This window comes from Streptomyces sp. SID10853 (assembly GCF_010548145.1).
Classification (GTDB): Bacteria; Actinomycetota; Actinomycetes; order Streptomycetales; family Streptomycetaceae; genus Streptomyces.
In genome coordinates, this window is sequence record NZ_JAAGLN010000329.1 from 1 (window position 1) to 5,977 (window position 5,977).

Here is a 5,977-nt window from a genome sequence, read left to right on the forward strand (position 1 = left end):
CCGCCGAGCGCGTGGGCACGGAGGCGCAGGAGGCGCTCGCCGCCGCCCAGGAGGAGGCCAACAGGCGCCGCAGGGAGGCCGATGAGACCCTCTCGTCGGCCCGCGCCGAGGCCGAGCAGGAGCGGGTCCAGGCCCGCGGCCAGAGCGAGGAGCTGCTGGCGTCCGCGCGCAAGCGGGTGGAGGAGGCGCAGGCCGAGGCCGCCCGGCTGGTCGAGGAGGCGGACCGCAGGGCCGGCGAGCTGGTGTCGGCGGCCGAGCAGACCGCCCAGCAGGTACGGGACTCCGTGGCCGGGCTCCAGGACCAGGCCGAGCAGGAGATCACCGGGCTGCGCTCGGCGGCGGAGCACGCGGCCGAGCGGACCAGGACCGAGGCGCAGGAGGAGGCGGACCGGGTCCGCTCCGACGCGCACGCCGAGCGGGAGCGCGCCTCCGAGGACGCGAGCCGCATCCGGAGCATCGCCCAGGAGGAGGCGGAGGCCGCCAAGTCGCTGGCGGAGCGCACCGTTTCGGAGGCGATCGCCGAGTCGGACAAGCTGCGCTCGGACACCGCGGAGCACGCCCAGCGGATGCGGACCGAGGCGTCCGACGCGGTGGCGTCGGCCGAGCAGGACGCGGCCCGCGCCAGGGCGGACGCCCGCGAGGACGCCAACCGCATCAGGTCGGACGCCGCCGGCCAGGCGGACGCGCTGATCTCGGAGGCTTCCGGCGAGTCGGAGCGGATGCGGGCCGAGGCGGCCGAGACGGTCGGCTCCGCCCAGCAGGCCGCCGAGCGGATCAGGGTGGAGGCCGAGCGGGTCAGGGCCGAGGCCGCCGCCGCTGCCGAACAGCTGCGCGCCGAGGCCCAGTCGGAGTCCGACCGGGTGCTGGACGAGGCCCGCGAGGTGGCGTCCAAGCGCCGCGCGGACGCGGCGGAACAGGCCGACCAGCTGATGTCGAAGGCCCAGGAGGAGGCGCTGCGCACCGCCACCGAGGCCGAGGCGCAGGCCGACACGATGGTCGGAGCGGCCCGCCAGGAGGCCGACCGGATCACCGCCGACGCGACCGTCGAGGGCAACAGCCTGGTGGAGCGGTCCCGTACGGACGCCGACGAACTGCTCGTCGGCGCACGCCGGGACGCGACCGCCATAAGGGAGCGGTCCGAGGAGCTGCGGGACCGGGTGACGGCGGAGATCGAGGAGTTGCACGAGCGGGCCCGCCGGGAGACCGCCGAGCAGCTGAAGTCCGCGGGGGAACGCGTCGACAAGCTGCTGAAGGCGGCCGCCGACCAGCAGGCCGAGGCCGAGGAGAAGGCCAAGGAGCTGGTGGCCGACGCCGAGTCGGAGGCGGCCAGTGTGCGGATCGCTGCCGTCAAGCGGGCCGAGGCCCTCCTGAAGGAGGCCGAGCAGAAGAAGGCCGGCCTGATACAGGAGGCCGAGCAGCTCAAGGCGGACGCCGTGGCCGAGTCGGACCACCTCATCGAGGAAGCCACCCACGAACACGATGTACTGATGCGCCGTCGGGCGGACATCCAGGCCGAGATCTCCCGTGTCCAGGACGTGCTGGAGGCGTTGGAATCCTTCGAGGCGCCGACCGGGGGCGGCAAGGCGGCAGACGGCGTCAAGGCCGGTGCGGCAGCAGGAGGAACTCGTTCGAGTGGCAAGCCATCTGATGGCTAGCCACTCAAAAGGCTGGACATTCTCCAGATCAAACGGGCATCCGCTCGATGACACGCCGCTTCGGCCCCTAGGATTCCCTCTATCACCTCACCGGTCTCATTCGACAGGAACCCCATGAGCGACACTTCCTCCCCATTCGGCTTCGAGCTCGTGCGGCGTGGTTACGACCGCGGTCAGGTGGATGACCGCATTACCAAGCTCGTCGCCGACCGTGACAGCGCTCTGGCACGGATCACCTCTCTGGAAAAGCGCATCGAGGAACTCCACCTCGAGACGCAGAACGCGCAGGCCCAGGTCAACGACGCGGAGCCGTCGTACGCGGGTCTCGGCGCGCGCGTCGAGAAGATCCTCCGGCTCGCCGAGGAGGAGGCGAAGGACCTCCGTGAGGAGGCCCGCCGCGCGTCCGAACAGCACCGTGAGCTGGCCGAGTCGGCCGCCCAGCAGGTCCGCAACGACGCCGAGTCCTTCGCCGCCGAGCGCAAGGCCAAGGCCGAGGACGAGGGCGTCCGGATCGTCGAGAAGGCCAAGGGCGAGGCGTCCACGCTGCGTTCCGAGGCTCAGAAGGACGCGCAGTCCAAGCGTGAGGAGGCCGACGCGCTCTTCGAGGAGACCCGCGCCAAGGCCGCCCAGGCCGCCGCGGACTTCGAGACGAACCTGGCCAAGCGCCGCGAGCAGTCGGAGCGCGACCTGGCCTCGCGTCAGGCCAAGGCCGAGAAGCGTCTGGCCGAGATCGAGCACCGCGCCGAGCAGCTCCGTCTGGAGGCGGAGAAGCTGCGTACGGACGCCGAGCGCCGCGCCCGTCAGACGGTGGAGACGGCTCAGCGCCAGGCCGAGGACATCGTGGCCGACGCGAACGCCAAGGCCGACCGGATCCGCAGCGAATCGGAGCGCGAGCTGGCGGCGCTCACCAACCGCCGCGACTCGATCAACGCGCAGCTGACCAACGTCCGCGAGATGCTGGCCACGCTGACCGGTGCCGCGGTCGCCGCCGCCGGTACCCCGGCCGACGAGGAGCCGGCCTCCCGCGGAGTCCCGGCTCAGCAGACCCGCTGAGCCAGGGACCCGTTGAGCTACGGGCCCGCTGAGCCAGGGACCCGTCGGTCCACGGCCCGCTGACCTGACGGTCTGCTGATACGTCGCCTCTCCCCCGGGGCTGCGTCTCCGTACGTCCGCGGTCCCGCGTACCGCACAGGCAAGCCCCCCGTCATTCCGGTGGCGGGGGGCTTGCTGTGCGCCTAGCCTGGCCACCGAGCTGCCCTCAGGATTCCGCGGCCCGGCCGGGGGCAGGGGGAAGGCCAGGCGAATACCCGAAACGACGAGGCGGAACGCAGTGATCGAGCTCTCGGGGCTGACCAAACGTTATGGCGAGAAGACGGCCGTCGACCAGTTGACCTTCAGTGTGCGGCCGGGCATCGTCACCGGCTTCCTGGGGCCCAACGGCGCCGGCAAGTCCACCACGATGCGGATGGTCCTCGGCCTGGACAACCCCACGGGGGGAGACGTAAGGATCGACGGCAAGCACTACGCGGACCTGAAGAACCCGCTGCGGCACATCGGCGCGCTGCTCGACGCCAAGACCATGCACGGCGGACGCACCGCCTACAACCATCTGCTCTGCCTCGCCCAGAGCAACGGCATCCCGGCGTCCCGGGTCGGCCAGGTCCTGGAGACCGTCGGCCTCTCCGCGGTGGCCAAGAAGCGCGCGAAGGGCTTCTCGCTCGGCATGGGGCAGCGGCTCGGCATCGCGGGGGCGCTGCTCGGCGACCCGGAGATCCTGATGTTCGACGAGCCGGTCAACGGTCTGGACCCGGAGGGCATCCACTGGATCCGCAACCTGATGAAGTCGCTCGCCGGGCAGGGCCGCACCATCTTCGTCTCCTCGCACCTGATGAGCGAGATGGCCCTCACCGCCGACCATCTGGTGGTCATCGGGCAGGGGCGGCTGATGGCCGACACCAGCATGGCCCAGTTCATCGCGGAGAACTCGCGGTCGTACGTGCGGCTGCGCTCCCCGCAGCAGGAGCAGCTCTTCGACGTCCTGCACGAGGCCGGGTACAAGCCGGTCTCGGCAGGCGACGGCACGCTCGAAGTGGACGGCACGGCCGCGGCCGACATCGGCGAACTCGCCGCCCGGCACCAGCTCGTCCTCCATGAGCTCAGTCCTCAGCAGGCTTCACTCGAAGAGGCGTTCATGCAGCTCACCGCGGAGTCGGTGGAGTACCACGCACACGACGGCAGCAACGGCCCGCCACCGGGATCACCTCAGCAGGGCGGGCAGCCCGGGTGGGGTCAGAACCCGCAGCAGCAGCCCCGCTGGGGCCAGAACCCGCAGAGGGGGGCCTGACCATGGCGGCCGCCCAGGTGATGAAGTCGGAGTGGACCAAGATCCGCTCGGTGCAGTCCACCGTCTGGACACTGGCGAGCGCGCTGGTGGTGACGGTGGCATTCGGGGCGCTGTTCAGCGCCCTCTCGAACTCGCAGTTCAGCAATATGAGCCGCTCGGACCAGCTCACCTTCGACCCGACGTCGGTGAGTTTCGCGGGGATCGTGCTCGGTCAGCTCGCGCTGATCGTCTTCGGGGTGCTGGTGGTGTCGAACGAGTACAGCACCGGGATGATCCGGATGTCGCTGGCGGCCGTGCCGCAGCGCGCCACCTTCTACTTCAGCAAGATCGTGGTGGCCACGGTCCTGGCGTTCGTCATCGGTGTGGTGACGAGCTTCGCGACGTACTTCCTCGGCCAGGCGCTGCTCGGCAGCCACCGTTCCCACATCGGTGACCCCGGTGTGCTGCGGGCGGTCATCGGCGCCGCGCTGTACATGACACTGATCACGATGTTCTCGATGGGGGTCGCCTCGCTGCTGCGCAGTCCGATGCTGTCGCTGGGCATCCTGATGCCGTTCTTCTTCCTGATCTCCAACATCCTGGGGAGCGTCTCCGCCACCAAGAAGGTCGGCGAGTACCTTCCCGACCAGGCCGGGAGCAAGATCACCCAGGTGGTGTCGAACAGCAATGACGCCCCGTACGGGCCCTGGGGCGGGCTGGGCATCATGGCCCTGTGGGTGGTGGCGGCGGTGCTCGCGGGTTACGTCCTGCTGAAGAAGCGCGACGCCTGACGGCCGTTCACGGCACCGGTGGCCGGTTACCGCCGGTCGGCGCGACTTGGCCGGAACCGTCAAGGGCTGGATATCCTCCTCACTCATACGGGGGTGTTCGGCCGCGCGCGGCCAGGCCCCGACGACACGAAAAACGTCGATGGGGCTGGAGAATGATCGAGGCAGTCGGCCTGACGAAGCGCTACGGCGCCAAGACGGCCGTGTACAACCTTTCCTTCCAGGTACGGCCCGGCATGGTGACCGGCTTCCTGGGGCCCAACGGCTCCGGGAAGTCGACCACCATGCGCATGATCCTCGGCCTCGACCAGCCGACCTCCGGCCATGTCACGGTCGGCGGCCACCCCTTCCGCAAGCTGCCCAACGCTCCCCGCCAGGTCGGCGCGCTGCTCGACGCCAAGGCGGTGCACGGCGGCCGCAGCGCGCGCAGCCATCTCCTGTCGCTGGCGCAGCTCTCCGGTATCCCGGCCTCCCGGGTCGACGAGGTGCTGGGGGTCGTCGGCCTCCAGGACGTGGCCCGCAGGCGCTCCAAGGGCTTCTCGCTCGGTATGGGGCAGCGCCTGGGCATCGCCGCCGCGCTGCTGGGCGACCCGCAGGTGCTGCTCTTCGACGAGCCGGTCAACGGCCTCGACCCGGAGGGCATCCTCTGGGTCCGCAATCTGATGAAGTCCCTTGCCGCGGAAGGCCGTACCGTCTTCGTCTCGTCGCATCTGATGAGCGAGATGGCCCTCACCGCCGACCATCTGATCGTGATCGGCCGCGGCCAGCTGCTCTCGGACATGAGCGTCAAGGACTTCATCTCGCACAACTCGGCGGACTTCGCGCGGGTCCGCACCCCCGATGTGCCGCAGCGCGAGAAGCTGACGGCCGCGCTCACCGAGGCCGGCGGGCAGGTCATGCCGGAGCTGGACGGTGCGCTGCGGGTGACGGGGCTGCCGCTGGCACGGATCAGTGACCTCGCGCACGACGCGGACGTACGGCTGTGGGAGCTCTCCCCGCACCAGGCTTCGCTGGAGGAGGCGTACATGCGGATGACGCAGGGCGCCGTCGACTACCGCTCCACGGCCGACCAGCTGTCCGGCTTCGAGCAGCCCGGTCACCCGCTGCCGGCGCCGCCCGAGCTGCCGCAGCAGGACTGGTACGCCCCGCCGCCGCCCGGACAGAACCCGTACGCCGCTCCCCCGGCCGCCGCGCCCGCGCCGCCCGCCGCC

At 70.8% G+C, this 5,977-nt stretch carries 4 protein-coding genes and 1 pseudogene; all 5 read left to right on the forward strand.

All coding sequences use genetic code 11. The annotated features are described in order from the left end of the window. Positions 1-1,655 (forward strand): annotated as a pseudogene (locus G3I19_RS33715) (hypothetical protein); the annotation flags it as partial. Positions 1,656-1,769: 114 nt separating this feature from the next. Next, positions 1,770-2,708 (forward strand): cellulose-binding protein, encoded by a 939-nt coding sequence (locus G3I19_RS33720; protein ID WP_164267514.1) that lies wholly within the window; start codon positions 1,770-1,772, stop codon positions 2,706-2,708. A gap of 277 nt (positions 2,709-2,985) precedes the next feature. Continuing rightward, complete coding sequence (locus G3I19_RS33725; protein ID WP_164267515.1) at positions 2,986-3,999, forward strand: ABC transporter ATP-binding protein; 1,014 nt, start codon at positions 2,986-2,988, stop codon at positions 3,997-3,999. Between the two features lie 2 nt (positions 4,000-4,001). Then, complete coding sequence (locus G3I19_RS33730; protein WP_164267516.1) at positions 4,002-4,769, forward strand: ABC transporter permease subunit; 768 nt, start codon at positions 4,002-4,004, stop codon at positions 4,767-4,769. A 152-nt stretch (positions 4,770-4,921) separates the two neighbouring features. After that, a partial coding sequence (locus G3I19_RS33735) for an ABC transporter ATP-binding protein (RefSeq protein WP_164267517.1) occupies positions 4,922-5,977 on the forward strand: 1,056 nt, incomplete at its 3' end.